Raw genomic sequence first — 24,307 nt, 5'->3', positions numbered from 1 at the left:
TTCAAGAAGTGCAGAAGTGCCAGAGAATCCGGACCGCCCGATACAGCTGCCAACACCACTTGGTGAGGCTGTATCAACTGATGTTTCGTGATGAATGCACGAACATTGCGATCCATGACATGTACCTCCTGTCTGTAATTTCAATCTAACTAATCCTATCGTATCACTCTTCGATCTATCTGCAAAAGAATACCCACTAAATAAAGAAACTTATTATCGACACCCCGAAAAGAAGAGCAGATACGAGGGAAAATACGGTCCACTCCTTTGTTTCCATATCCTCTTTCTTTCGTCTGACATAACGTGTCTGGTTGTTTTGAGCTTTCTTGCTGCTCATCAATACGCCAGAAAGAGCCTGCTTCATTTCCCGGGAATTAATGTATCTGCCTCTCCAACAGTCTTGTATGAAACGCCGATATGGTTTTAGAAGATCTGACTGCTGCAGCTTATGTTCCAGTGTCTTCTTTGGACTGGAGCCTCGTTCGAACCGCTTCGGGTACGCCATCTCCATCATAATCATCGTTACAGCGAAGAGGTCGTAAGATGGTTCCGCCCTTCTCGATCCCATCCCCCAGTACCCCCTGTCATAAAACTCGGTGTACTCCTTGATCGCTCTTCCCAATGCTGTCACACCTCCTACATCGATCCAACGAACTTTGGAAGCGGACATAAGGAGGTTATCCGTTTTTAAATCGCCAAATACATAGCCTGCCTGATGGAGATGATCCAAATCACTGAGAAGCTGCAGTGTACATATACCGATCCAGTCTTTCGTCTTTCCTTTAAGGAATTGTTCTAAAGGAATTCCGTCTATATATTCCATGACATAGAAAGGCATAGCCTTTCCGCCTATTCTTGTCCAATCATCGACGTCAACAAAAGAAGGCCCAAGCTTGACCCCTTGGACCTTGCTGAACTTCTTCAGCATATTCACTTCCATCATCATGCGCGAGCTGTCCTCTCCCGCCTTCAAGGCGTACTTGCGCCCATTTTCATTCCGGCACAAAAAAACCGTACCACAAGCACCCGAGCCCAGCTCTCGGATGATTGTGTAGGTTTTTCCATTCCACTTTCCTGTCACCTTCGCTCCAGGTTGAAGATTAATTACCTGTTTCTTCATAAGGATCGACCTCATCTCGCATCGTACGGAATAATGGCTTTTCGGCAAACGCATAGATCGCCTCTTTCAGTGCAGGTCCAGTCGGTGTGTACCCTCCACTGTTCAATTTGGAGAAAATGCCGTTGATTTCCCCTAGTTCCGGCGTCCAATCCACCATGCGTTTGATGGTTCGCTTCGGATCAGGGAACGTGTAGACGCTGAACTGATTCGATCCGGTTCTTGCATTCAAACTTAAGGATAAGTCATACAATGCATCTTTGACCGTCGGCAGCTTGTGATGCATGCTTGCACTCGTGTCGACAAGCACGAGAACTTCCAAATCACAACTTTCTCCAAGCTCATCCACCACCTCCACGACTTCCCCCCGCTGTTCCGGAGGTAATTCCTCAATCGTCTGGCTCTTTCCGAGGATCTCCTGCAATTCTTTATTAACGACTCCTTGTATCGTTTGGGTCATGGCTTGTCTCGTCACCATCTGCACGGTTTGGGACAAACTTTGTTGATAAACAATTTGACTGACGCCTCCACCCGCCTCTGCAATGGACTCTACTTCCTCAAGCCCCTGAGGTTGTCCGTTCTGACGATCGTCAAGAACGCCAATCACATTGACCGTTATGCCCTGATTCCTGGCAAGTGCTGCTACAGCAATCGGGTCTTCTCCGTGGTTTGAGCAACCATCCGTTAATAAAAGAATCTGCTTCAGTCGGCCTGGTTTCATGTTGGATCCCTCCTGTTTCGTTGCTCTCAGCTTCGCCGAAACGGAGGAAATATATACTAAATCACGCCTCTTTTTTCTCTGCTGGAATGGAGGACCACTCCGGCATATACCGATCAATTCTGGCGACGATAATCGTCATATCATCATCGATCGTTCCTGCTTGGGCGCGAATAACTTCTTCTAATAAAAGATCCGCGATAATCTGCGGGTCTTTCTCTGTTATACCTTTGATCCGATGCTTGAGCCACAATTCCACATCATCCAGCTGTTTCGGACCTTCCAAAATCCCGTCGCTCATCATGATAAGGAAATCTCCCGCTTTCAATTGTTCACTCGTCATATCGACGTCGACTTCCGGGATAATTCCCATTGGCAGGTTTCCTGACTCCACAGTAAGGATCTGCCCGCCTCGTTTGATAAAGCTCGGTGTGCTTCCTACCTTAATAAATTTGGATGTCGCCTTATGCAGGTCGATCACCGCTAAATCGAGAGTAGAGAAGATTTCATCATTCGTACGTAGAGATAGAATGGAATTAATGGACTGGATCGCGACAGACTCCTGAATCCCTGACTGCAGAATTTGTTTCAGCAGCCGGAGCGTTTCCATACTTTCTTCATGTGCCCGCTCCCCATTCCCCATCCCATCACTGATTGCAAGGGCATATTTCCCTCTGCCCAATTCCATCATGGTGTAACTGTCACCGGATATGAACCCTCCTCCTTTTGCCGCGTGTGCGACGCCTGATTCAATCGAATAATGCTTTGCCGAACCAAAAGATAAATAACACCGGCCGTTCGGATAAGGAGAAATCTCCTCCATCGTCACAACAATCGTCTCCCCTAAGATATCGGACAATACCGGCGCAATGATCTTGGATCCTTCTCCGCGGTAATTCTCAATTTCTACAATTAACTCCAAGTCCATGTTTCCTTCATCAAGCGAGTAGATTTCAAGTTTCTGAATAATCATCCCCATTCGTTCCAGTGCATGATAAATGATCTGTTCTTTATGTTCGTGCTGCTCCCGCTCCTTTACAATCTCTTTGGCGAAATTATTCATGACCTCTGATACACCCTGCAGCTGCTCCGCTACGAATTTGCGGCTCTCCATCACCTGCCGCTTCAGCTGCTTATTAGCATGATAGAAAGATAATTCATGATTCATCGTATCGATCAGCTTCTGTGATTTCACACAGTGCTGGTCTACATTTTTCCTTAAGAGCCGGCTCGGTTCCCCCTTCTCATCCAGCTCATGCATCAGATCAGTCATTAAATCATGGGTGTCGTCGAACTTACTCACCCAGCATTTCTCCTTCTTAAAGCACGACTGACACGTTTTCTCCGTTACATGACTGAGAAAATAATCGACCTCCTCCGCTTGTCCTTCGTCTACTTTCGGCTGTTCCAATGTAAAACTCTTCGATAACGCCTGAAATACGTCGGAAAACTTTCCGACGCGTACAGCCGTCACATCTCTAACCTTCTGCAAATATTTTTGCTGCTCTGAATGATGTTCTTCCGTTCCCGGAATGTATTTCGATAATTGTGTCACCCATGAATTCGGAGTCAATATAAACAAAGCCACCGCCCACGCAGACGCCCACAGAGAAGACGGCAGACCTGCCCCACTGTTCATATAAAAGCCGATAAGAAGGGTGCCGACGATGAGCCCAGCACTCACCCCCAGCTTCTTCCCTTCTTTCAATAAACCACCCAGCAAGCCCGAGAATGCAAGCAGGCTCATTTGATAGATATGATCCATGTTAGACAAACTTAATACGAGTCCTGTCACGACTCCTACCGTCGACCCGATCGCCGCCCCCGCGATATAGGCCAACAAAACAACTAAGTACCGTGCAAATATATCCACAACTGCTACCCCTTGAATCTGCCAACCGATCATGCCTGTCAATACAGAAGCTAACAATATGATCAAACAAACAATCTCTTCATTCTTTAACGTAGGTTGATATCTTTGTGGTGTTAAAATCGGAAGACTCTGCATAAAGATTAGTACAAGGATGAAGCTCAATACCCCTTCTGCCGCCATTAATGTAATTTCGTAAAGCTGCCAGCGATCGAGCAGTGCCAGACTGACGGTCCTTGGTATGAGACTGGCAATCAAGGCGAGTGCCGGCAGCCATCTCTGGGGGTGACTTGTTTTGCGCACTCCCAGACTTAAGAGCAAAAAAGCCAGCGACGCTCCGACGATAAACCCCGCATGACTGTAGCTGTATGTAGAAGCTCCAGCAGCCATCATAATGGTGACCGGTATAACCAGCGGCCGCTTCAACCACCAGATCACGGCCAGGAACGCAACACCGAAAGGGGCCATGGACGATAATATAATCGCTCGTCCCAGTAGTAGTGCAAGAAGCATGTGGAACACGCCTTTGTTCGCCATGAAGGAGAACGTTCCGAAAGAAACCTTCTGTAAACCTTGTACAATTCCTGATCCTCGAACAGCCTGACGACTTTCCCGTTTTGATACAGTACTCAACATCTATCACCACTCCTTTGTGAAACCTATTAAACCACAGCAAGAACAAGCATTTTGTCAAAACAACAGGAGAGCAGAAACAAAAACTTCGATGGTTTTCCCACGAACGGATGGAGTTTCTACAAAATGTCTCAGGTCCAACCCCCTTCTCCCCCATAAACCTCCTTCATTCCCTAGCGAAATAGACAGACTTATCTGATATTTTTATTTGTTGTTGACACTTTTTTTATCATGGTGTACTATATTTCTTGTGCCTTTGAGATAACTATTTAAAAATATGGCGGTGTAGCTCAGCTGGCTAGAGCGTACGGTTCATACCCGTGAGGTCGTGGGTTCGATTCCCTCCGCCGCTACCATTATTTTTTCAAATACATAAAGGCCCGTTGGTCAAGCGGTTAAGACACCGCCCTTTCACGGCGGTAACACGGGTTCGAATCCCGTACGGGTCATCGAAAGCATTCTTGTCCTAAAAAAGCACGTCTCCCTATGGAGACGTGCTTTTTTCTTTCGCATAGAAAGATAAGCAGCAAAAAAGCAGATCCGCCATCGGATCTGCTTTTTCTATAAGTTATGAAGACGCGCACCTTTTACTCATTGTCCTAGACAGCAAGCTATCCTCTTTTAGCACCTCGACCTCCACGTTTGGATTCCGTGTGCTTTTTCAGTGATGCTAAACGCTCGTCGCTATCCTTGATAAAACGGTTCATCTTCTGTTCAAAAGACTCTACCGGTTTACGAGGTTTTGGCGGACGACGATTCTGGTTCTCTTTTGCCTTTTTTATGGAAAGGCCGATCTTACCGTCATCTCCAACATTAATGACTTTCACTTCCACCTGGTCGCCCTGGCTCAAGTGCTCATTAATGTCTTTGACATAGTTGTCGGCAACTTCACTAATGTGAACTAGACCCGTCTTACCATCTGGAAGCTCGACGAAAGCTCCGAAATTAGTGATTCCCGTTACCTTACCCTGCAGCTTGCTGCCTACTTCAATTGACATAAAAAAAATGCTCCTCCTTAAGTTTTCGATAAAAGTATCGTTCCTACATATTATATATAAGCTTTGAAAAGAGTGTCAATAAGACGGGTCCTCATTAGGCATTTTAAAGATAATTTCGCCTTCTTTGGAGAAGAAATAGTTCGTTCTGGCTATCTGCAGAACATAATCTTCATCATTTAACAGCTCGATCTCCTGTTCCAGCCCATTTTCCTCTTTTTTCAAAGCGGCCATCTCTTGCTGAAGTTGTTCGTACTGTTCGTTCTTTTCGGCATACACGGATTGCTGTTTCCAGTGATACACACCCATGGAGCCGGCAACGACCGTCACTAACAAGGCAAACATAACAAGACGACGAATCAAGCGTTTCTTCTTACGCTGGTGTCTGTCCATGTAAGCATCGTAGTGCTTCATGTATGTAGAATCCATGCGTGCTACTGACTCCGACTGTCTCTTTGCCATGCAGGCTCTGCCTCCTTTACCTCTTTAATCGTTTTATCCACTTGTTCCATGTATTCTTTATTTTATCCAAAAAACCTGCTGTTTTCCTTAAGTAATTTTTCATGTTTTTCGGCACAAGTCGCCAAATCACTCGTAAAATTAACCGGATCGGATAAAATATGACAAGAAACAATAGAATGATACCCTTTAAAAGTATCTTATAAACGCCAAGAAGTAAAGAAATAATAAGGAAAATGATGGATTTCGATGGAAGGAAAAGCACATAGTACACCAGCTTTTTCACAGCATTCCAAATTCCGAGCCATAAGCGGATCCAAGCTTCAAGCGCTCTTAAGTAAACCTTCTGAAACAATGCACGATAGGCGGAAAATCCACAGAGAATCGCCAGGAACACATAGACTCTAAGCTCACCATAGTTAGCCAGGTACAGCAAATAAAACAAAAATACCGCCTGAACGAACCAGAAACCAAGCTGATAAAAAACCTCCCGCCACGCGCGTTTATTACGTCGGCCGAAGATGCGCTCGAATGTGTCCATGGAGGCTCCCACCCCCATCCCTCCCACAATCATAGAGAGGATGGTGATGAACTGTACCGTGAGCGTCATTTGAAGAGCTTGCTAAATAGTCCTTTAGCTTTCTCCCCTTGGTGTTCGTCCAGGTATGTCATCTCATGCATTTTACCCTTGATGGCCACCACACCGGAGTCCAAATCGAGATTCTTCATTTGTAGATTCTGCCCGCGGACGACGAGGTATCCCATGGATGTCTGAAGTAAGAACTCCTCGCTGTCGAAGCTGTCCACTTCTTTCACACCAGTGATTTCTATATTTCTCCGGTTCCAAACCTTCACATTATGTTCTGCCTGCTGTGTGCGCATACCATTGTTCTTATCGTAACCTTCCATTGATTCACACCCTCCTTCTCTAGTACAACCTATGAAAAGAAACAGGCGAATAGAACAAGAAGAAAAACCCGCCGTCCTCATGGACAGCGGGATAAGAACAGCATTATTGTTTCACCGGTTCTTCTTTCTTAATTTCATAAAGTGTCGTCGCTTCATCCTTTGTTACGTTTTCCTTGAGAGACTTCACTTCAATGGTCAAGATTTTCTGACCGAACTGGATCGTCAATTCATCGCCGACGGCTACGTTGCTTGCTGCCTTGCTTTGAGATCCATTGATGCTGATTCTGCCTTGATCCGCTACTTCTTTAGCCAGTGTACGCCGCTTGATCAACCTGGAAATCTTCAAGAATTTATCTAAACGCATCTGTTATTCCGCTCCTTTATTTTTTGCTTTCGCTTCTACCCACAATGCTTCCAGCGAATCAAGATCGTAGTCTTCCAGCTTACGCCCCTGCTGACCAGCCGCTGTTTCCATTAATGACAGCCTCGTCCGGAACTTGCGGTTGGTTCTTTGAAGAGCATTCTCCCCACTTATCTTGTAATGCCTCGCCAGATTAGCGATTGCAAACAACCAATCACCGAATTCCTTCTCCATCTCTACTTCATCCCCGGCATCACGCGCTTCGAGGAATTCCGCCCATTCTTCGTTCACCTTCTCTATTACGGGTTCCGCCGAATCCCAGTCGAATCCAACCTTGGCGGCTTTCTTCTGTAGCTCTTGTGCCTGCAGCAATCCAGGGAAGCTCTCCGGGACACTATCCAGAATAGAGGCAGGAGCCGCTCCCTTCTCTTCCTGTTTGATTGCTTCCCAGTTGGTCAACACTTCCTCCGCATCCCGAGCTTCCTCATCAGCGAATACATGAGGATGACGACGGATCATTTTATCCGTTATGGATATAATTACGTCATCGATTGTGAAAAATCCTTCATCTTCTCCAATTTGACTGTGAAGCATGACTTGAAGCAGGACATCTCCGAGCTCTTCAATCATATTCTCATCATCCACACGATTAACCGCGTCTATAAATTCATATGCTTCTTCAATCATATATTTGCGCAGAGATTCGTGCGTCTGCTTCCTGTCCCAAGGACAACCTTCCGGACTTCTTAAAATGCGGATCACTTCCCGGAGGCGGAAGAATTGATGGTTAAGGCGCTCCCTCTCCAGAGGAGGAACATAGACACTCGTAAGGTTGTCTACTTCCACATGGCGGTCCAGTTCCTCCAGAGGTACAGTCGTAAGCTTCTCTGCAGAGCTTCCCGCCGCCGTTACCACCGTCACGGGATGACTGGCAGGCAGGTCTTCCAGCAGCGTCAGTTTCACTTCTGATGCAATCATACTGTCGTAGACCTGGCAGAGAATAATGTGATTTAAATATTGCAGTTCTTCCCGCTTCAAAGCAGTGGCATCCAGAAATTGAAATCCTTCTACAGGATCGATTTCCAGTGCCGAAAAGGTAGCATCCAGGTAACTCTGTCCCCCCAGTATTTCTACAGCGATGATTCCCGCTTCCCTTTTCTCCAAAAGGAGCTGAGTCGTTCGTTCTGCAAGCATTGGATGTCCAGGTACCACATAGAGAAGATCCCCTTCTGCGGATGCCTCGACCAACCTGTCTACGATTTCCTTGTAGACATCCCCAAACTGCTGATGAGACTCATATACATCATCAAAGCTGCGAAATGCCAGCCCCTCCTTCTCCAATTCGTGGACGACCGGGTGTTCTTTCGTCCTCATATAAACCGGTGATTCGGCATGGATCAACGCACGGTAAATTCCGAGCGGGAGCTGATTCAATTCCGCAGCACCAAGCCCGATTACTCTAATCGTGTTCATTCTTTCATTCCTTTCGGCAACAATTTCATCAACCATCTCCGGGCCGGCAGTGCGGCCACTTCCACTCTTGTGAAACATCCGCACTTAAGCAGGAGCAATAAGTAAAGAGCAGCACCGACACCTACTCTCACAAGCACAAATAATAACAGCCAGATACGGCTTCCTGATATATTCACATATGGTAAAACGGCATCAATAATCCACAGACCGACAACCATCCCGGAAGCAGAAACAAAGACAGCCCGCCAAGGTAATGCGAACCATTTCCTCCATGGGATCTCTTGCCTTAAGAGTACGATATTTCCCACTAAAACGAAAGCAACAGCTATTATGGATGAAACCGCTGTGCCATAGACACCGAACGCAGGTATCCACACTAAGTTGCCAAGCGTCTTCACAACTACCCCTATCACCAGGATCCCAGCTGTCTGTCTCATATATCCCAGCCCCTGCAGGATAGAGGACAGGGTGATGATCAACGAACTGAAAATGATAACAAACATAAACACTCGGAGTGGACCGGTTCCTGCTTCATCCCGAAAGAAGGAAATGTTGATGTCCCGAAACAGATACATCAGTCCCACTGCTGCGCCTGCAGCGATTATGAGAGTAAATTTTACTGCCCGAAACGCATCCCTTTCTACCGCGCTTTTTTCTTTCTCCCATCGTTTTCGATTGATGGACGGCAGAACAGCGAGTGCAAGGGAAGATGCAAGGACCGTCCCTAACTGAACGAGCGGCTGGCCGCGGTCAAAGACCCCTTTTGCCTCCCGGGCTTCCGTTACACTGAATCCGTTGTCCATTAGACCAGGTATCATGGTAAACGCATCTATGAGCTGAAGAGATATCAATAACATATAATTCAAACAGATGAAAATCCCGTTGAGCAGGATCCTCCTCCCCATCTTCGGGTCGACCGAAGAACGCTCCCACGTCCAAAAGGAAGGGGTCTTTCTAAACCATACGTACAGAAGCACCGCAGCACCAAAGGCACCAAGCATGGATCCAGCGGCGGCACCAAGCCCGATCCGGTACACTTCTCCGCCCCTCATTACAGAAATAGCGGCAGCGAGAATAAGCCCTACCCGCAAGAGCTGTTCTGTAATTTGCGAAATCGCCGTGGGCCCCATGTTCCCCCGCCCTTGAAAGACGCCCCGGAAGATAGCTGCAAAAGGAACAAGCAGGAATACGGCAAAAGATGCGCGCAGCGCGGAAACCAGGCGCGTATCGCCCATCACCGAAGCGAGATCAGATGCCATTAAATAACCCGCACTAAAAATCAACAGACACAAACCCGACATGTACCCAAAAACCGGAAGATAGAAGGAAGGAATCGACAGCGGCCGTTCTCCTTTTTCAGCAACTAATACAGAAATAGCCGCAGGAAATCCATAGAGTCCCAGCAGAAGTGCAACACCAAGAATAGGGTAAACCTGCTGATAAATATAAAAACCGATATCTCCCGTCAAATTTTGAAGAGGAATTCTGTAACCTGCACTGATGACTTTGCTGATCAAACCGGCGAGAGTTAAGATGAAAGCTCCTTTTAGAAAGGAGTTGGAACGTGTATGAGTCATTGCGAAACCTTTCTTTCTTATGTATATTCGAAGCTTTCATTATACCATATGAAAAGGTCAGATCCCTTAACCCGCTCGGACCTGACCCTGTTCACTACTCCATTTGTTTCGCCAGAAAGCTGGCAGCTGTCTGCAGCGCTTTTGTCATACTTTCCTCCATTGGTGATCCTTCTTTATTAAAGGCAATCACACATCCAATCGGGTCTCCCTGGGCGATGATAGGATAAATAATGTAGGAAATAACGTCTTCTTCCTGCCCTTGGACAAACTCAACCGGATCCGGATGCTTTTCAAAAGACATCGTTCTGGTATCCATAATTTCTTCGACTTTACTCCCAATCGAGCGATTCATGTACTCCTTCTTCACGCCTCCGGCCACGGCTATAAACTCATCCCGGTCGCAGATCAAGACAGGAGATTCCAACGATTCACTCAGCGCTTCCGCGTATTCCTTAGCGAAATCACCCAGCTCACTAATCGGCGAATACTTCTTAAGAATAACTTCTCCTTCACGGTCAACGAAAATTTCTAAAGGATCCCCTTCACGAATCCTCAATGTGCGGCGGATCTCTTTCGGAATAACTACACGTCCTAAATCATCGATACGGCGTACTATACCAGTTGCTTTCATCCTTTATGCTGCCTCCTTTTCTATGATGAATTCCATTCTTTCTCCTGTTGAAGCGCAAGCAGAATGAGCGGGTGATTAAGGATAGTATGATTCAGCAGAAAAAACCTATGCACCCTTGGTATGGTTTTTTAAATAAATTATGTAAAAACCCCCACTTTCCATGGGATAAGTGGGGGTTCTTTCAAGCTGTAGTCGTTTCACGCATCATTTCCGGCAGTTTACTGATAAACTCTTCAACTAATTCATATTTGTTCCAATCGGCTTTTCGATTCCAGCTGATGGTCACCTTCAATTTCGTTTCTTCCGTACCAAGTTGAACCATCCGCCCATACTTGTTGGCAAATTCGAACAGCTTCGCACCATCAACCTGCTGACTTTGTTCGGATTCCATCAACAACTCAATCTTCTGCTTACGTTCTGTAATGGCTTCGATCCGGGCTCGTTTGGCATACAGACGTATGGAAGAAACGCGGAACAAGTTGTCGACCTCTTCCGGATAATCCCCGAAGCGATCAATCAATTCATCCCGGAGGTCATGAATGTCCTCGACAGATTCAATCGCCTGGAATTGTTTGTACATATCTATTTTCTGCTTCTCATCCTTGATGTATTCTTCCGGAATATACGCATCGACCATCATATCCAGTTCCGGCTGGAATGGTTGGACCGCTTCCGGCTCTTTCCCTTGGCGTTTCGCTTCGATCGCATCCTTCAGCATTTGGGAATACATATCGAATCCGACAGAATCAATATATCCATGCTGTTGGGCTCCGAGCAGATTACCTGCACCGCGGATAGAAAGATCGCGCATGGCGATTTTGAATCCGGAACCGAGCTCTGTAAATTCTTTGATCGCCTGAAGACGCTTCTCCGCCACTTCTGTCAGGACCTTGTCTTTTTGGTACGTAAAATAGGCGTACGCTACCCGGTTGGATCGTCCGACTCGTCCCCGCAGCTGATACAGCTGGCTGAGGCCCATTCGATCTGCATCGTAGACGATAAGCGTATTTACGTTCGGTATATCTACTCCCGTTTCGATGATCGTCGTACTGACAAGCACATCGAATTCCCCTTCTAAGAAGGAGAACATGACATTTTCTAGCTCGGTTTCGTTCATCTGCCCGTGAGCGAACGTTACTCTTGCTTCCGGTACCAGTGCGGAGATCTCCTGCGCCATCCGCTCTATATTTTCCACACGATTAAACAGGAAAAACACCTGACCGTCACGGGCCATCTCCCGTTCCACTGCTTCACGAAGAAAGATCGGATTGTACTCCAGGACGTAAGTTTGAATCGGGAAACGGTTGGCAGGAGGGGTTTCTATGACGGACAAATCCCTGACGCCGAGCATAGACATATGCAGCGTACGCGGAATCGGCGTCGCTGTAAGGGTCAGTACATCGACATTATTCTTCAACTGCTTGATCTTTTCTTTGTGTTTGACTCCGAAGCGTTGTTCTTCATCGACAATCAACAGACCAAGGTCTTTGAACTCTACATCTTTGGAAAGGATGCGGTGGGTACCGACGACGACGTCCACCAGTCCTTTGCGTAAACGATCAGATGTCTCCTTCAGCTGCTTCTTCGTACGGAAACGGCTCATCAGCCCAATGTTAATACCAAATCCCTGGAAGCGCTCCTGAAGCGTCTCAAAGTGCTGTTGAGCAAGTATGGTAGTCGGCACAAGCAAGGCTACTTGTTTGCCGTCTACAATGGCTTTAAATGCCGCACGAATCGCAACTTCCGTTTTTCCATAACCAACATCCCCGCAGAGGAGACGATCCATCGGGCGAATTTGTTCCATATCCTTTTTGATTTCCTCAATACACCGGATTTGATCTTCCGTCTCTTCATAAGGAAATGCTGCCTCAAATTCCCGCTGCATCTCCCCGTCTTCACTGAAGGCATACCCTTTTGATGCCTCACGCTCCGCATACAGCTGGATCAAGTCATCCGCAATGTCTTCGACAGAGGATTGGACTTTGCTTTTGACTTTCTTCCACTCGCTGCCTCCAAGCTTATAAACTTTCGGCTCTTTCCCTTCCGAACCGACATACTTCTGGATCAAATCGATTTGGTCAATCGGCACATACAATTTGTCGTTTCCAGAGTATTTAACCATAAGGAAGTCCTTATGGTTGCCCCCCATTTTCAATGTTTCTATACCAAGGTACTTCCCGATTCCGTGGCTGGCATGGACGATATAATCGCCCACTTTCAACTCCTGGTAGCTCTTGATCCGCTCCGCATTGGACATCTTCTGCTTCTTACGCTTCGGCTTGGCCGTACGTTTTTTGAATAACTCATTCTCTGTCAGCACCGCAAGCTTGTGCATCGGCCACTCAAAGCCACTGCTGATATTCCCTTGAACAATCGTCGGTTTGACTAATGGGAGCTTCACTTCTTCTTTACTGACGACGGCTTCCATGTCGTAATCGTCCAGGACACTTTGGATTTTCTCCTGACGTTTCTCATCAGGCGCCAGAATAACGACGGAGTATCCCTGCTTCTCCCATCGGTCCATTTCGTTCTTCAACAAATTCATCTGACCATGAAACTGCTGCATCTGTCTGCTGGATATGTTCACAACATTCTGGGGCTGTGTATTCGGAATATGACGCATAAACACAGACATATATAGACGAGGCTGCTCGATCTTATCCCACGTATCCTGCCAGTCGAAGGATATGTTCAGATCCCTCACCGTTTGATTAGCCTCCAGCAAGCTCTGATGCCATTCCGCCTCTTCCTGATCCAGACGGGTGGCTGTTTCCTGAATCCTGCTCATTTCATCCAGAATGACGAGGCCGTCTTTCGGAAGATAATCCAGTAAGCTTACCGGCTCTTCATAAAAGTACCCAATATACTTATACATCTCCTGAAAACGTTCCTGTTCCTTCAGTCTACCAAGGTCATGTTCCACGACCTGGGCAAGGGTTTCTTTCGCCTCGGATTTCGTCAACTTTTTCAACGATTGACTCAGTGCCGTTTCTAAACGATCGTGGGAACGGGCATAATCCTCTTCCCTCAACAGAAGCTCTGCTGCTGGCCCAACGACAACGGAATCAAGCTTATCATGGGACCGCTGCGTTTCTGAGTCGAATGTGCGAATAGAATCGACCTCTGTATCAAACAGCTCAATCCGATACGGGTACTCCGATGTTAGCGGGTAGACATCTATAATTCCGCCCCTTAACGAGAATTCTCCGGGACTTGCCACCATTTCCGTCCGGTCGTATCCCATACTGATAAAACGGGTTAAGTATTCATCAAGATCCACTTCTTCTCCAACACGAAAAGGGAGCTGGTTATGCTCCCAATACTTTTTCGGCGGCATGATTCGTTTCAGAGCGGCTACCGGTGCAATCAACACACCGGACTTTTGATTCAACCACTGACTTAGCGCCTCGATGCGCTGACTACGCAATTCCGGACTTGCGACGGCAATTTCAGATGCAATCAATTCGTTAACCGGATACAGATGCACCTGCTCCCCGTCCGTCAATTCCTGCATGTCTTCATATAGCTGCTGTGCTTGAATCAGCTGATGGGTGACGAGAATAATCGGCCGTTTCAACGATTCACGCAGCATCGATATTAACACTGTTCTCGATGCTCCGGAAAGGCCGGCAACCATCTGTTCTTTCATCCCTGACTCATAGCCAGCTATCACCGAATGTATATCATCTTTTGGATATAAATAATCCTTTATTCCCTGCATATCGAATTCCTCCACCATCCGGATCTTCCATGATGGAAGATCACGATTTACTGAATGAAAAAGTCTAGCTCATGATAGTGTGGATTCTCGTCTAATGATTCTTTGCATGAATCACAAATCGTCCGTATATCCATATGCCCGTCCGTTGTCATGCGGACCATCTGCTCCTGGTCGGTGTCATTTAAAAGATCAAACCCCAACTGGGAGACATCCACTTGTGCAGCGTCCAATTCTCCAACTTGGTTCTCGCAGTGACGACAAAAATAACGTATTTTCATGTCCATCCTCCTCTAGGTTGATGGTACATAGTTTTACCGTCACAGGCGGGCGTTATACGGTTATCTGACGAGAGGCGACGATCATTTCACATTGTAATCATTCATCACTTCATTGAAAGGCTGATTGAGCCATGCTTCGCACGCTTGGACAGACTGTTCGATACTCTCTTCCACAGCCTTCCACTCTTCCTTATAGAAATCCCCCAACACATGGTCAATTACAGTCTGGGACCCATTCGGTCGGCCAACTCCTACACGAAGTCGTTTAAACTCTTTCGTACCAAGCTGGTCAATGATATTCCGGATACCGTTATGACCGCCGTGGCCGCCTTTCTGCCTTAAACGGATCTTACCGGGAGGAAGATCCAGGTCATCGTAAACGACCAAAACATCCTCGACATCCATATCGTAATATTCCATTAATGGACGAAGGGACTCCCCGGAAAGGTTCATATACGTTTGAGGTTTCAACAAAACGACCTTTTCCCCGTCTACACGTTCCATCGTGAAGAGGCCGTTGAATTTCTTCTGAGTAAGTGTCCAGCCATTCTTCTCTGCCAGCTGGTCGACAATCATAAATCCGATATTATGACGTGTCTGTTCATATTTCCTGCCTGGATTACCCAGGCCTACGATACATTTCATACATAACTTCCTTTACTGTCTTTGTACTATTTCTCTATTATATCAAAGCATGGATAAAAATAATGTCACAATTCTTGGTCATTGAAAAAAGACGAAATACAAAAGAAGAGGACGCGCCTTCCGGCTACGCCCCCTTATCCTATTCCGTTGTTTACTCTGATTTCTCTTCGGAATCCCCATCTTCATCTTCTGATTTCTCATTGATGACTTCCGGTTCTTCGTCTGCATTATCTGTATCCGGCTCTTCCGGCATTTCTTCCGGTGGAGTTACGGAAACAATTGTCGTGTTATCATCTTCTGTGATTTCATAACCGCGGGACTCTTTCAAGTCGCTGACCATCACACTGTCACCGATATTCAATTCAGAAACGTCTACGACGATCTCTTCCGGAATATCCGCTGGTTTAGCACGAACCGCCAATTCATAAAGCGGTTGTTGTACGACACCGCCTTCTCTGGCGCCGGCAGCCTCCCCTTCAAGACGGACAGGAACTTCTACATCCATCTCTTCTGACATGTTAACGATATAGAAATCTGCATGAATCAGCTGGTCCTTCAACGGATCGACTTGATATTCATGTAGCATAACATCCACTTTATCTTTTCCATCGATATCAAGGGAGATAATTGCGTTCTTCCCTTCATCACGCACAGTTTTAAGTAACTCTATGCTGTTAACAGCAACCGTGATCGGCTCTTTTTCTTTACCGTATACTACACTCGGCACATTGCCGTTAAGTCGCAGTTCACGAGTAGCAGACTGTTTGAGATCTTTTCTTTGATTTGCTTTAAGAGTAATAGCCAAATTAATCAACCTCCAGTAATTTACCAATCATAATAACAGTTTCCCGTTAAACAAGAGAGTTAAACCTAATTTTATAAAAAATTAGTCAAACAAGATGCTGATGGATTGACGTTCATGGACACGAATAATGGCTTCACTAATTAAACCGGCAACAGAAAGTTCTTTAATCTTCTCACTGGATTTCTCTTCCCCTAAAGGAATCGTGTTCGTAACAACAAGCTCTTTAATCTTGGAATTATCGATGCGCTCAATCGCAGGACCTGAAAGCACCGGGTGCGTACAGCATGCATATACTTCCTTCGCTCCATTCTCAACAAGAGCGTTCGCAGCAAGCGTAATCGTACCGGCTGTATCAATAATATCATCGATCAAAATAGCTGTTTTCCCTTCGATGTTTCCGACGATATTCATCACTTCCGCTACGTTCGGACGAGGACGACGCTTATCAATAATGGCAATCGGCGCTTTCAGGCGATCGGCCATTTTGCGTGCGCGGGTCACTCCACCATGGTCAGGGGAAACGATGACGAGGTCGTCAAAGTTCTTCTCCTCGAAATAATCCGAAAGAATCGGCACACCAACAAGGTGATCGATAGGAATATTGAAGAAGCCTTGAATCTGCGGGGCATGCAGATCAAGCATCAGCACACGAGTCGCTCCGGCTGTTTCCAACAGATCCGCAACCAATTTCGCAGTAATAGGTTCACGCGGACGGGCTTTACGGTCCTGCCTTGCATATCCGTAGTAAGGCATAACGATGTTGATGGTTCTTGCAGAAGCTCGTTTCAGTGCATCGATCATAATCAGAAGTTCCATGATATGTTGGTTGACCGGTTCACACGTGGATTGCACCACATAAACATCACAACCGCGGATACTTTCTTCGATGTTGATTTGAATTTCGCCGTCACTAAAGCTTGTGACTGAACATTTCCCTAAGTCTACTCCGATTTGGTCGGCAATTTCTTTTGCCAGCTCCGGGTTGGAGTTTAGTGAGAATACTTTCAGTTTTGAATCCTTATATCCAGTTGCCATGGAATGGAACCCTCCGTTAATCTTTTTTGATCGATTTCATTTTAGTAGCGTAGCCTTCTTTATTCGTCTGGCGGGAACGCGCGATGGAAAGCGCTTCGGACGGGACGTCTTGATTGATCGTCGAGCCGGCAGCGACGTAAGCTCCCTTGCCGACCGTGACAGGTGCAATCAAGTTGGAGTTACATCCAATGAACGCATCATCTTCAATAGTCGTCAAGAACTTATTCTCTCCGTCATAATTCACTGTTATTGTACCACATCCGATGTTGACACCACTTCCAACTTCCGCATCACCGATGTAGCTTAAATGAGAAGCCTTGCTGCCGTTACCGAACTGCGCCTTCTTCACTTCCACGAAGTTACCGATTTTGACATCATCGCCTAGAGAAGATTGCGGACGGATGTGGGCAAATGGTCCAATTTGGACTCTTGCGCCGATTTTGCTGTCAGCAGCAGCACTCTGCTTAATGCTCGTTTCTTTACCGACATGGCAATTTTTAATTGTCGTATGTGGACCAATAACGGCATCATCCTCGATAACCGTCTCCCCTTCCAACACAGTTCCAGGGTAAATCACCACATCCTGCCCAATGACGACATCCGGACCAATGTAGGTTTGATCAGGGTCCACCAATGTAACCCCGTTTCTCATATGCTTCTCATTAATTCGTTCTTTCATTAATTTCTCTGCTTTCGCCAATGCGACACGGTCATTTACTCCAAGGGACTCCGAAAATTCAGGTGTCTGATAAGCGGAAACCGTCTCCCCGCGGTCTTTCATAATTTCCACGACATCCGGTAGATAGTACTCTCCCTGGACGTTATCATTGGAAACGTTCTTCAGCGCTTCAAAAAGCATAGCGTTATCAAAGCAATACGTTCCTGTATTAATTTCCTGTACGGCCTGCTCTTCTTCCGAGGCATCCTTCTGTTCGACGATTCGCTCCACCTGACCGTTGCCACCACGGATCACGCGCCCGTATCCATGTGGATCTTCCGCATGGGCAGTCAAAATGGTTGCCTTCGCCCCTTCTGCATCATGGTGGTCAAGCAGTTTCTGGAGCGTCTCCCCCGTAAGAAGAGGAGTATCTCCGCAGACAACAACCGTCGTCCCCTGCTTGTCTGCCAGGATATCGTCTGCCTGCAGTACAGCATGTCCTGTGCCAAGCTGTTTTTCCTGGACGACATAGTGGCTGTCCTCACCCAGTTGATCCTGAACCTTCTCTGCTCCAAAACCAACAACAGTGATTAGCTCATCTAATTCCAATGTATTTAATTGATCGACAACGTGCTGTACCATAGGCTTCCCACATACGGGGTGCAAAACTTTATAAAGTTTCGACTTCATACGTGTACCTTGGCCAGCAGCGAGAACAACAGCGTAACGGTTAGTCATGAACGTACCTCCATCCTAATTATCCACTTTGAATCATATCTCAAACGTAGGGTGATTTCAACATTTGAGCCGGTGGGAAAAGGTAGGAATCGACATTTCTCCCTATCAAAAAAAGAGCCTGACCGCAGTGGTCAGACCCTTTGTTGTGCTTTAAGTATTACGAAGCTCCGGCTTCTTCAAATTCCACCCCTGCTTCGTCTTCTTCACCGGCCTGGTGGTAGGCTTCAAGAACAGCGTCCTGAATCTTTCCACGTGTGCCGGAATTGATCGGGTGTGCAATGTCTCTGAACTCCCCGTCCGGGGTACGTTTGCTCGGCATTGCTACAAACAACCCATTGTTGCCATCAATCACCCGTATGTCATGGACAACAAACTCCTGATCCAAGGTAATAGAAGCAATTGCTCGCATTCTTCCATCGGTATTCACGCGTCGCAGTCTCACGTCAGTTACTTCCATTAAATTCACCACCTTTATCCCAAAGGAACTTATGTTAAATAAATTCCACAAAACGGGAATAATTCCTGCTTATTTTTCTAAAAAATTTTTCAAATCAATTAATTTTTCACAAACAGGTATAGAAAAGGCCCCCATCACAAGGATGAGAGCCTGATTGACAGTCCTATATATTTTCCAGCAAGTTCCCAGGTCGTACTTCAATGGAGAATTTCCGTTCATCCGCATTGACGATTTGAACTAAGGAAAGGTAATCGTCCACGACACGATCCTCTTCATCGTCTTCGGCTTCTGCCAATACACCGATGCCGGCAAGCTCTGCGTCGAATTCCTTCAAGAGATTCCGCATGCCGTTGATCGTTCCCCCGGCTTTCATGAAGTCATCAATGATACATACGCGTGAACCTTCCTGCAGAGAACGCTTGGTTAATACCATCGTCTGGATCTTCCGCGTCGAGCCTGAAACATAGTTGATACTTACCGTCGACCCTTCCGAAATTTTAGGGTCTCTTCTGGCTATAACAACAGGAACGTTAAGATAGGAAGCGACAGCGTAAGCAAGCGGTATTCCCTTAGTGGCCACTGTCATGACGACATCTATGTCTTTATCCCGGAAAGCGGAAGCGAATAATCGGCCGATATTCCTTGTCGTCTCGGGATCACCGAGTATGTCACTCATAAATAAGTATCCGCCCGGCAGAAGCCTCGCCGGATCCTGCAATCGTTCGCACAATTCACGAACAAACGTCTTACTGTATTCTTCTGAAAAAGCAGGGATATATTTAACGCCGCCAGCTGCTCCCGAAATCGTCTCCAGGTAGCCTATCCCTTCATGTTGAAACATTTTATTAATAATACCTAGATCTTCGCTGATCGAGGATTTTGCCGCTTCATACTTCTCCGAGAAGAAAGGAAGGGAAATCAATTCTCGAGGTCGATCAAGGATGAAATGGGTCATCGCAACTAGTCGCTCACTTCTTTTCATAAGAGGACACCTCAAAATCCGGATATTTTCATTAAATATAACAGATTTGTACGGATTTTATCAAGTATTTTCTCTATATCCCAGCATCCGAACCATATATACTTCGGTACAGAAGCCTTTTAAACTGTTATAGATCCGTTGGGCGCGTGCATCCTGCTCTACAAGCGAAAACACAGTCGGTCCGCTTCCACTCATAAGCACAGCATCCGCTCCGGCCTGGCGCATCTGCTCCTTGATCTGCCCCACTTCCTCATGCAGCTTAAGCGTCACACCTTCCAATGTATTTCCTACATTGGCACAGATTCCTTCGTAGTCCTCTTCCTGTAACGCCCGTACCATCGCTTCCGTATCAGGGTGTTCCGCCTGGGAAACGTCCAGACCCTGATAGACCGTTTGTGTAGAGACACCGATGGTCGGCTTCGACAGAACAACCCAGCAGGGCGGCGGTGCTGGCAGGAAACGAATCTGCTCTCCTCGCCCAGTAGCAAGGGCCGTTCCTCCATAAACACAGAACGACACGTCTGATCCGATTTCCGCACCGAGTTCGGCCAGCTCATCGTCAGAAAGCCCAAGGCCCCACATTCGATTGACACCACGCAGAACAGCAGCGGCGTCACTGCTGCCTCCCGCAAGGCCCGCTGCGACAGGGATATTCTTTTCAATAAATATGTTAACCCCTTTATTTACCTTAAACCGGTCCTGGAGGAGTTTCGCCGCACGATAAGCTAGGTTACGCTCATCATTAGGGACGAAACGGCTCTCTGATTCGACCTTAATGACAGGTTCGGAAAGCAGCGTCAATTCAATCCGATCTGCAAGGTCCACCGTTGTCATGACCATTTCCACTTCATGAAAACCATCCGGGCGCTTATACAGGACGTCCAGTGACAAGTTTATTTTGGCAGGAGCTTTTTCAAGTATTTGCATGCAAGCACCTCATCTTCAAGATTATCTTACAGCATTGTACCATATTTATATGAACAAGAAACGTTATGTAAAAAACCCCTCTGTTATGCACAGAGGGGATTCATTCACCGCTGGTTGTCCGCCAGCTGTTCTTCTGCCATTTGTATCGCTCGTTTTACCATGTTACCTGCATCACGCGTAGTGATGCCACCCCATCCATCTTGCTGCACCTTGTCGTAAAACCCAAGTTCTTTCGCGAGTTCCTCTTTAAACGAATCGGACATGATACTTCGCTTACGTCCCATCGCTTTCAGCTCCTTTCGCATTCACTTAGTTACGACAGTCCTAGTATGTGTCTAGACGGATGAATTATAGCGGGGAGTTGTATGTAATTGTTCCATAAAATACATGGGAACGCTTTTTATATTTCATGGAAAAAAAGACAAAATAAAAAAGCAGTAAACGAAAGGTTCACTGCTCAAGAGCCATAGTCTGTAGGTCGTCGAAGTTCAATTCGACTGTCTCTGTAAGAACATCTGCATAGCTGTACGATACACGTTCAAAAGCATTTTCATCTTGGTCAAGTTCAACAATGAACACGGCAGGATATGTCTCTGCCAAAATTCCAGAACGCTCAATCGTCTTACGACGGCCGCCATTCGCCTTTAATGTTAAACGCTTGCCAATTTGTCCTTCTAAGGATTGCTTAATTTCTACTAATGTTTTAGCCACTGCACTCCACCTCACTAAAGATTAGTTTACCATAAGACAGGGACAAAGTCAAATAAAATTATTAATTATACCAATAGCCGCTTCACATTGCAATAGAATGACGTAAATAATGCGTTGATGTTTATGTTATCCATTAACAGGAAAAATATGTACACCCCCTTGGAAAAGAAAAACCGCTATCGTCGTTCGATAACGGTCAATCTTCTTCCTGATCCTTCGTGTACGGCATTCCGATCCGTAGCAGCCCTTTTGTTTCCACGCCGCCAAGTCCATCTTCTCCACTAATCGTGTTTCTGATGACCTCCCATACATTTATATGCTCTGTAAAGGATGTATATGCCACCCTTGCAGCTACATAAACAGGATCGATCGCATGAATATTGACGCGGGCCGGGGAACTTGCGAAATTGGCTCCTGCCCGGATGATGGATTCAAAATGGGACTGGCAGGCTCCTGCAAAAATGACCATTTGATCGAAATTAGGGTGCTTCTGCCTTATGTTGCGTACGGCCTCTACAAAATATTTGGAGTGTCTGTAAGAGTCAAGGGCTCGAATAGACCCCTTAGCTTTTGAGTATGCATCATGGCCTGTAAGAACCACAATTTGAGGGTGAACCTTCTCGATAAGAGGCATCACTTTGTGAGGCATTTCTTTTTCATGCAGATACTGGCCGTGTACCTGAAGACCGAGCTGTTCATACAGCGCAATACACTTCTTTAGAAACAACGGGTCCCCGTCAATATGAAGGATCCGGGGGGGCAGTTGGAAATAGTTCGTCTCCGATTCCTTCGTGTATCCGGTTCCCGCTTCTGCGTCTCTTTTCTCTTTCAGCAATCGGTAATCCTGACGAAAAAGCCTGTAAGAATAGGCTTCCTGCTCTTCATATTCATTTCTGATCCGGTGGTATGCTGCACCTGTTACTTTTTCCAGGTCATCGAGAGGTGCATCAGCCTCAAGGCGTACATGTTCGCCCATCAGCTTCACAACCGTTTGAGCCTGTGCCATCACTCGGAAGATGATATCGTGCCGATAGGACTTCCGTGTTACAAGATCTCCGTTTGCTATCATAACTCTCCACCTCATTCCAAAACACTACTGTAGTGTATGTGAAGAGGTGGGCTTTGTGCCTTCAGAATTCTGTTATTTATAAAGAATGTTAGCTAAGGAGGCGAATTCATCCATCGATAGAGATTCCCCCCTGCGCTGAGGATCGATGTTCACCTCTGCCAGGCGGCTGCGGATCTCTTCTTTATCTAATGTCCCCTTAAAATGCCTTGCCAGGTTGTTCATCAATGTTTTACGGCGCTGACCAAAAGTAGCTTTTACAACATCAAAGAAGAAGGACTCATCATCGACATGAACCGGCGGCTCTTCTCTCATCTCCAGATGAAGAACAGAGGAATCTACGTTGGGCTGTGGCATAAAGACGGTTTTCGGCACGTTCAATGCCACCCTGGCCTTCGTGTAATATTGAACAGCTATTGAAAGGGAGCCGTAACTTTTCGTATTTGGTTCCGCAGCCATCCGATCAGCAACCTCTTTTTGAATCATGACCGTGATGCTGTCTACAGGCAGACGATCCATCAACAACTTCATGAGGATCGGTGTCGTAATGTAATAGGGAAGGTTTGCGACGACGCGTATTTTCTGACCTTCTTCAAAATGTTCATCAATCATCCCGGCAACATCCGCTTTCAGGATATCTTCATTGATGATGTGGACATTGTTATATTCGGAAAGCGTCTCTCCCAGAATAGGAAGCAGGCGCTGGTCTATCTCAAACGCCACAACCTTGTCGGCATGCCTTGCAAGTTGTTCTGTCAACGCGCCGATTCCAGGCCCGATTTCGATAGCTGCTGTTGTGTCGTCAATCCCTGCTTCTGCAATGATATTCGTCAAGATGTTCACATCGATCAAGAAGTTCTGACCAAGACTTTTCTTGAAGGAGAAACCGTAATTCTTCAATATTTCTTTCGTGCGTGTAGGTGTTGCAATGGCTTTGTTATTCATTATTTTCCTCCTGCATGATCTGCTTCATCGCTTCTCCCAATTGCTGTGGCGTGATGTGGAACATATTCAGTCGCTTGAGCAGTTGTTTTCCATTAGTCTTTCCAATTCTTAAGTGCAGCCCCAGCTGTTCTCTAAGATCCGTCGATCGGGAGCCTCCGATCAGTCCGAGATCGATCAAATCCTGCTTCGTTATCTCTCCCTCTATCCCGTCCACCAGTTCATAAACCGATGAGAGGGCAGTTCGGATATCCTGGATGGATGCATGTTCGATACCAATCCCTTTATCTCGTTTGGCCCTCGCTTGGTCCTTCGGAAGAAATGCATGCTTACAATTCGGGACATGCTGGTCGACTATATGTCTGATTCGCTCCCCTGGATAATCAGGGTCTGTGAAAATGATAATGCCACGTTTTGACTGGGCATGTTTGATGCGGTCGAGAACTTCCTCATCGATGGCAGAGCCGTTCGTTTCGATCGTATCTGCATCTACAGCCGCTTTGATTTTCGCTGTATCATCTTTCCCTTCAACAACGATCACCTCTTTTATTTTCAATACCTTATCCTCCTGTACGTACGTGTCCATCTTCTTCTAGCAT

Annotated in this window: 26 protein-coding genes and 2 tRNA genes; 3 read left to right on the top strand and 25 right to left on the bottom strand. The window is 46.4% G+C overall.

What is annotated here, in order from left to right:
• Window positions 1–8 precede the first annotated feature (8 nt).
• Window positions 9–149 (top strand): hypothetical protein, encoded by a 141-nt coding sequence (locus D479_RS20610; RefSeq protein ID WP_193743862.1) that lies wholly within the window; start codon window positions 9–11, stop codon window positions 147–149.
• A 47-nt stretch (window positions 150–196) separates the two neighbouring features.
• Here D479_RS20610 and D479_RS03090 read toward each other — a convergent pair whose 3' ends face one another.
• The 3 genes from D479_RS03090 to spoIIE are packed head-to-tail and all read right to left on the bottom strand — an operon-like array spanning window position 197 to window position 4,341.
• A complete protein-coding gene (locus D479_RS03090; RefSeq protein ID WP_008633511.1) occupies window positions 197–1,120 on the bottom strand; it encodes a protein kinase in 924 nt (307 codons plus the stop codon).
• Window positions 1,101–1,868 carry a VWA domain-containing protein gene (locus tag D479_RS03085; protein ID WP_255358545.1) on the bottom strand — a complete coding sequence of 256 codons (768 nt, stop codon included), beginning with the start codon at window positions 1,866–1,868 and terminating at the stop codon, window positions 1,101–1,103. The genes D479_RS03090 and D479_RS03085 overlap by 20 nt, the downstream gene beginning before the upstream one ends.
• Before the next feature lie 31 nt (window positions 1,869–1,899).
• Window positions 1,900–4,341 (bottom strand): stage II sporulation protein E, encoded by a 2,442-nt coding sequence (gene spoIIE, locus D479_RS03080; RefSeq protein WP_008633508.1) that lies wholly within the window; start codon window positions 4,339–4,341, stop codon window positions 1,900–1,902.
• Between the two features lie 276 nt (window positions 4,342–4,617).
• Here spoIIE and D479_RS03075 point away from each other — a divergent pair.
• Together D479_RS03075 and D479_RS03070 are read left to right on the top strand one after the other, a co-directional pair.
• Window positions 4,618–4,694, top strand: a tRNA-Met gene (locus D479_RS03075).
• A 21-nt stretch (window positions 4,695–4,715) separates the two neighbouring features.
• A tRNA-Glu gene (locus tag D479_RS03070) sits at window positions 4,716–4,787 on the top strand.
• Between the two features lie 162 nt (window positions 4,788–4,949).
• Here the strand turns inward: D479_RS03070 and D479_RS03065 are convergent.
• The 22 genes from D479_RS03065 to rnmV form a co-directional block, all read right to left on the bottom strand.
• Window positions 4,950–5,336 carry a S1 domain-containing RNA-binding protein gene (locus D479_RS03065; RefSeq protein ID WP_008633506.1) on the bottom strand — a complete coding sequence of 129 codons (387 nt, stop codon included), beginning with the start codon at window positions 5,334–5,336 and terminating at the stop codon, window positions 4,950–4,952.
• Between the two features lie 75 nt (window positions 5,337–5,411).
• Entirely contained in the window at window positions 5,412–5,795 is a 384-nt protein-coding gene (locus D479_RS03060) for a septum formation initiator family protein (protein WP_008633504.1), read from the bottom strand.
• Between the two features lie 16 nt (window positions 5,796–5,811).
• Entirely contained in the window at window positions 5,812–6,402 is a 591-nt protein-coding gene (gene yabQ, locus D479_RS03055) for a spore cortex biosynthesis protein YabQ (RefSeq protein ID WP_008633502.1), read from the bottom strand.
• Complete coding sequence (gene yabP, locus D479_RS03050; protein WP_008633500.1) at window positions 6,399–6,701, bottom strand: sporulation protein YabP; 303 nt, start codon at window positions 6,699–6,701, stop codon at window positions 6,399–6,401. The genes yabQ and yabP overlap by 4 nt, the downstream gene beginning before the upstream one ends.
• A gap of 103 nt (window positions 6,702–6,804) precedes the next feature.
• Window positions 6,805–7,065 (bottom strand): RNA-binding S4 domain-containing protein, encoded by a 261-nt coding sequence (locus D479_RS03045; protein WP_008633497.1) that lies wholly within the window; start codon window positions 7,063–7,065, stop codon window positions 6,805–6,807.
• A 3-nt stretch (window positions 7,066–7,068) separates the two neighbouring features.
• Complete coding sequence (gene mazG, locus D479_RS03040; protein WP_008633495.1) at window positions 7,069–8,535, bottom strand: nucleoside triphosphate pyrophosphohydrolase; 1,467 nt, start codon at window positions 8,533–8,535, stop codon at window positions 7,069–7,071.
• Window positions 8,532–10,112, bottom strand: a complete 1,581-nt coding sequence (locus D479_RS03035) for a polysaccharide biosynthesis protein (protein ID WP_008633493.1) — start codon at window positions 10,110–10,112, stop codon at window positions 8,532–8,534. The genes mazG and D479_RS03035 overlap by 4 nt, the downstream gene beginning before the upstream one ends.
• A 94-nt stretch (window positions 10,113–10,206) precedes the next feature.
• Window positions 10,207–10,743, bottom strand: a complete 537-nt coding sequence (gene spoVT, locus D479_RS03030) for a stage V sporulation protein T (protein ID WP_008633491.1) — start codon at window positions 10,741–10,743, stop codon at window positions 10,207–10,209.
• Window positions 10,744–10,924: 181 nt separating this feature from the next.
• Window positions 10,925–14,464: a transcription-repair coupling factor gene (mfd, locus tag D479_RS03025; RefSeq protein ID WP_008633489.1), complete on the bottom strand. Its 3,540-nt coding sequence runs from the start codon at window positions 14,462–14,464 to the stop codon at window positions 10,925–10,927.
• 47 nt (window positions 14,465–14,511) lie between these two features.
• Window positions 14,512–14,742, bottom strand: a complete 231-nt coding sequence (locus tag D479_RS03020) for an anti-sigma-F factor Fin family protein (protein ID WP_008633487.1) — start codon at window positions 14,740–14,742, stop codon at window positions 14,512–14,514.
• Window positions 14,743–14,823: 81 nt separating this feature from the next.
• Complete coding sequence (gene pth, locus D479_RS03015; RefSeq protein ID WP_008633485.1) at window positions 14,824–15,387, bottom strand: aminoacyl-tRNA hydrolase; 564 nt, start codon at window positions 15,385–15,387, stop codon at window positions 14,824–14,826.
• Between the two features lie 151 nt (window positions 15,388–15,538).
• Window positions 15,539–16,192: a 50S ribosomal protein L25/general stress protein Ctc gene (locus tag D479_RS03010; protein ID WP_008633484.1), complete on the bottom strand. Its 654-nt coding sequence runs from the start codon at window positions 16,190–16,192 to the stop codon at window positions 15,539–15,541.
• Between the two features lie 81 nt (window positions 16,193–16,273).
• Window positions 16,274–17,227 (bottom strand): ribose-phosphate diphosphokinase, encoded by a 954-nt coding sequence (locus D479_RS03005; protein WP_008633483.1) that lies wholly within the window; start codon window positions 17,225–17,227, stop codon window positions 16,274–16,276.
• Between the two features lie 16 nt (window positions 17,228–17,243).
• On the bottom strand, window positions 17,244–18,623 hold the full coding sequence (glmU, locus tag D479_RS03000) for a bifunctional UDP-N-acetylglucosamine diphosphorylase/glucosamine-1-phosphate N-acetyltransferase GlmU (protein ID WP_008633481.1): 1,380 nt from the start codon (window positions 18,621–18,623) through the stop codon (window positions 17,244–17,246).
• Window positions 18,624–18,780: 157 nt separating this feature from the next.
• Window positions 18,781–19,080 carry a septation regulator SpoVG gene (spoVG, locus tag D479_RS02995; RefSeq protein WP_008633479.1) on the bottom strand — a complete coding sequence of 100 codons (300 nt, stop codon included), beginning with the start codon at window positions 19,078–19,080 and terminating at the stop codon, window positions 18,781–18,783.
• A gap of 163 nt (window positions 19,081–19,243) precedes the next feature.
• Window positions 19,244–20,062, bottom strand: a complete 819-nt coding sequence (purR, locus tag D479_RS02990) for a pur operon repressor (protein ID WP_008633477.1) — start codon at window positions 20,060–20,062, stop codon at window positions 19,244–19,246.
• Window positions 20,063–20,122: 60 nt separating this feature from the next.
• On the bottom strand, window positions 20,123–20,989 hold the full coding sequence (gene ispE, locus D479_RS02985; protein WP_008633474.1) for a 4-(cytidine 5'-diphospho)-2-C-methyl-D-erythritol kinase: 867 nt from the start codon (window positions 20,987–20,989) through the stop codon (window positions 20,123–20,125).
• Between the two features lie 104 nt (window positions 20,990–21,093).
• On the bottom strand, window positions 21,094–21,273 hold the full coding sequence (locus tag D479_RS02980) for a small, acid-soluble spore protein, alpha/beta type (protein ID WP_008633473.1): 180 nt from the start codon (window positions 21,271–21,273) through the stop codon (window positions 21,094–21,096).
• A gap of 166 nt (window positions 21,274–21,439) precedes the next feature.
• Window positions 21,440–21,700, bottom strand: a complete 261-nt coding sequence (locus tag D479_RS02975) for a Veg family protein (protein WP_008633471.1) — start codon at window positions 21,698–21,700, stop codon at window positions 21,440–21,442.
• A 196-nt stretch (window positions 21,701–21,896) separates the two neighbouring features.
• Window positions 21,897–22,769, bottom strand: coding sequence for a sporulation peptidase YabG (yabG, locus tag D479_RS02970; RefSeq protein WP_008633469.1), 873 nt, complete (start codon window positions 22,767–22,769; stop codon window positions 21,897–21,899).
• Window positions 22,770–22,841: 72 nt separating this feature from the next.
• Window positions 22,842–23,711, bottom strand: a complete 870-nt coding sequence (rsmA, locus tag D479_RS02965; RefSeq protein WP_008633467.1) for a 16S rRNA (adenine(1518)-N(6)/adenine(1519)-N(6))-dimethyltransferase RsmA — start codon at window positions 23,709–23,711, stop codon at window positions 22,842–22,844.
• On the bottom strand, window positions 23,704–24,264 hold the full coding sequence (rnmV, locus tag D479_RS02960) for a ribonuclease M5 (RefSeq protein WP_008633465.1): 561 nt from the start codon (window positions 24,262–24,264) through the stop codon (window positions 23,704–23,706). Before rnmV ends, rsmA begins: the two co-directional genes overlap by 8 nt.
• Window positions 24,265–24,307: the final 43 nt, after the last annotated feature.

Source organism: Halobacillus sp. BAB-2008 (assembly GCF_000328325.1).
In the GTDB taxonomy this organism is placed as follows: domain Bacteria; phylum Bacillota; class Bacilli; order Bacillales; family Halobacillaceae; genus Halobacillus.
This window is presented reverse-complemented; position numbering and strand designations above follow the sequence as displayed.

What these genes read in the sequence shown, in the direction of transcription:
- D479_RS02980 (WP_008633473.1), bottom strand. Translation starts at nt 21,273, where the DNA reads ATGGGACGTAAGCGAAGTATCATGTCCGATTCGTTTAAAGAGGAACTC.
- purR (WP_008633477.1), bottom strand. Translation starts at nt 20,062, where the DNA reads ATGAAAAGAAGTGAGCGACTAGTTGCGATGACCCATTTCATCCTTGAT.
- mfd (WP_008633489.1), bottom strand. Translation starts at nt 14,464, where the DNA reads ATGCAGGGAATAAAGGATTATTTATATCCAAAAGATGATATACATTCG.
- rsmA (WP_008633467.1), bottom strand. Translation starts at nt 23,711, where the DNA reads ATGAATAACAAAGCCATTGCAACACCTACACGCACGAAAGAAATATTG.
- mazG (WP_008633495.1), bottom strand. Translation starts at nt 8,535, where the DNA reads ATGAACACGATTAGAGTAATCGGGCTTGGTGCTGCGGAATTGAATCAG.
- spoVG (WP_008633479.1), bottom strand. Translation starts at nt 19,080, where the DNA reads ATGGAAGTAACTGACGTGAGACTGCGACGCGTGAATACCGATGGAAGA.
- D479_RS03005 (WP_008633483.1), bottom strand. Translation starts at nt 17,227, where the DNA reads ATGGCAACTGGATATAAGGATTCAAAACTGAAAGTATTCTCACTAAAC.
- pth (WP_008633485.1), bottom strand. Translation starts at nt 15,387, where the DNA reads ATGAAATGTATCGTAGGCCTGGGTAATCCAGGCAGGAAATATGAACAG.
- D479_RS03045 (WP_008633497.1), bottom strand. Translation starts at nt 7,065, where the DNA reads ATGCGTTTAGATAAATTCTTGAAGATTTCCAGGTTGATCAAGCGGCGT.
- D479_RS03065 (WP_008633506.1), bottom strand. Translation starts at nt 5,336, where the DNA reads ATGTCAATTGAAGTAGGCAGCAAGCTGCAGGGTAAGGTAACGGGAATC.
- ispE (WP_008633474.1), bottom strand. Translation starts at nt 20,989, where the DNA reads ATGCAAATACTTGAAAAAGCTCCTGCCAAAATAAACTTGTCACTGGAC.
- D479_RS03090 (WP_008633511.1), bottom strand. Translation starts at nt 1,120, where the DNA reads ATGAAGAAACAGGTAATTAATCTTCAACCTGGAGCGAAGGTGACAGGA.
- yabQ (WP_008633502.1), bottom strand. Translation starts at nt 6,402, where the DNA reads ATGACGCTCACGGTACAGTTCATCACCATCCTCTCTATGATTGTGGGA.
- spoVT (WP_008633491.1), bottom strand. Translation starts at nt 10,743, where the DNA reads ATGAAAGCAACTGGTATAGTACGCCGTATCGATGATTTAGGACGTGTA.
- D479_RS03060 (WP_008633504.1), bottom strand. Translation starts at nt 5,795, where the DNA reads ATGGCAAAGAGACAGTCGGAGTCAGTAGCACGCATGGATTCTACATAC.
- yabP (WP_008633500.1), bottom strand. Translation starts at nt 6,701, where the DNA reads ATGGAAGGTTACGATAAGAACAATGGTATGCGCACACAGCAGGCAGAA.
- glmU (WP_008633481.1), bottom strand. Translation starts at nt 18,623, where the DNA reads ATGACTAACCGTTACGCTGTTGTTCTCGCTGCTGGCCAAGGTACACGT.
- spoIIE (WP_008633508.1), bottom strand. Translation starts at nt 4,341, where the DNA reads ATGTTGAGTACTGTATCAAAACGGGAAAGTCGTCAGGCTGTTCGAGGA.
- yabG (WP_008633469.1), bottom strand. Translation starts at nt 22,769, where the DNA reads ATGATAGCAAACGGAGATCTTGTAACACGGAAGTCCTATCGGCACGAT.
- D479_RS03035 (WP_008633493.1), bottom strand. Translation starts at nt 10,112, where the DNA reads ATGACTCATACACGTTCCAACTCCTTTCTAAAAGGAGCTTTCATCTTA.
- D479_RS03020 (WP_008633487.1), bottom strand. Translation starts at nt 14,742, where the DNA reads ATGAAAATACGTTATTTTTGTCGTCACTGCGAGAACCAAGTTGGAGAA.